Below are 1673 nucleotides of genomic sequence, written 5' to 3'. Positions count from 1 at the left end.
ACCCCCCCCGGCCCGGGCGGCGGGGGGCCCCCCCGGCCCGGGAGGGGGCACGATCACTCGGCGTCGAGCTGCGCACCGACCTCGTCGCTGATGTCGAAGTTGGCGAAGACGTTCTGCACGTCGTCGCTGTCCTCCAGGGCGTCGATCAGCTTCAGGATCTTGCGGGCGCCGTCGACGTCCAGCTCGACCTGCATGCTCGGCAGGAAGTTGGCCTCCGCCGAGTCGTAGTCGACGCCGGCGTCCACCAGGGCGGTGCGCACGGCGACCATCTTGGAGGCCTCGGAGACGATCTCGAAGGAGTCGCCGAGGTCGTTGATCTCCTCGGGCTCCTGGTCGAGGACGACCTCGAAGAGCTTGTCCTCGTCCACACCGTCCGCCTTGGGGACGATGACGACGCCCTTGCGGGTGAACAGGTAGGACACCGAGCCCGGGTCGGCCATCGAGCCGCCGTTGCGGGTCATCGCCACGCGCACGTCCGAGGCCGCGCGGTTGCGGTTGTCGGTGAGGCACTCGATGAGCACCGCGACACCGTTCGGGCCGTAGCCCTCGTACATGATCGTCTGGTAGTCGGCACCGCCGGCCTCCAGACCGCCACCGCGCTTGACGGCGCGGTTGATGTTGTCGATCGGGACCGAGCTCTTCTTCGCCTTCTGGATGGCGTCGTAGAGCGTCGGGTTGCCGGCCGGGTCGGGGCCGCCGGTGCGCGCCGCCACCTCGATGTTCTTGATCATCTTGGCGAAGAGCTTGCCGCGCTTGGCGTCGATCACGGCCTTCTTGTGCTTGGTGGTAGCCCACTTAGAGTGGCCGGACATCGCCAGCTCCTTTACGTCGCCAAAGGGAAATGAACAGATGAGATCTTACCGGTGCGGCCGCCGCCCCACCGCACACGGTCATGCACGCGCGGTCACGCGGCGGCGAGGTGCTCCTCGACCATGCGCACGAAGTGGCCGTGCACCCGGTGGTCACCGGTGAGCTCCGGGTGGAACGAGGTGGCCAGCAGGTTGCCCTGACGGACGGCCACGATCCGGCTCTCCGGGCCGTCGGCGGCCGGCAGCTCGGCCAGCACCTCGACGCCCGCGCCGACCGACTCCACCCAGGGCGCGCGGATGAACACGCCGTGCACCGGGGCGTCGTCCAGACCGCGGAAGGCGATCCCGGACTCGAAGGACTCGTTCTGGCGGCCGAAGGCGTTGCGGCGCACCGTCATGTCGATGCCGCCGACCGTCTCCTGGTCCTCGCGCCCGTCCAGGATCTTGTCCGCCAGCATGATCATGCCGGCGCAGGTCCCGTACACCGGCATGCCGGCGGCGACCCGCTCGCGCAGCGGGTCCATCACGCCGAACAGCAGCGCCAGCTTGGACATCGTGGTGGACTCCCCGCCGGGGATCACCAGCGCGTCGACCTCGGCCAGCTCCTCCGCGCGGCGGACCGGGCGGGCCAGCGCGTCGGCCTCGGCCAGCGCGATCAGGTGCTCGCGGACGTCACCCTGCAGGGCGAGGACGCCGATGACTGGAGTGGACACTTCTCGTACCTCTTGACTCTCGAACGGACGACGCGCGGCGGGCCCCCCCCCGCGGGATCACCCCGCCGCGGGGCCTCCCGGGGGGCAATCAAAGCACCGGTGGGTTTGCACACAGATAACCCCCTCGTTGCGCGGTTTTATGCCAACAAAG

Annotated in this window: 2 protein-coding genes; both read right to left on the bottom strand. The window is 69.5% G+C overall.

Annotated elements, in window-relative coordinates; genetic code table 11:
* Positions 1 to 53 precede the first annotated feature (53 nt).
* A complete protein-coding gene (locus ACFXAM_RS23530) occupies positions 54 to 812 on the bottom strand; it encodes a YebC/PmpR family DNA-binding transcriptional regulator (RefSeq protein ID WP_049651428.1) in 759 nt (252 codons plus the stop codon).
* Between the two features lie 92 nt (positions 813 to 904).
* Entirely contained in the window at positions 905 to 1522 is a 618-nt protein-coding gene (pdxT, locus tag ACFXAM_RS23525; RefSeq protein WP_380294190.1) for a pyridoxal 5'-phosphate synthase glutaminase subunit PdxT, read from the bottom strand.
* Between the last annotated feature and the right edge of the window lie 151 nt (positions 1523 to 1673).

The sequence above is a fragment of the Kitasatospora sp. NPDC059462 genome (assembly GCF_042749955.1).
Lineage (GTDB): Bacteria > Actinomycetota > Actinomycetes > Streptomycetales > Streptomycetaceae > Kitasatospora.
Note: the sequence above shows the minus strand (reverse complement) of the source record. Positions and strands in the feature narration are given on the sequence as shown.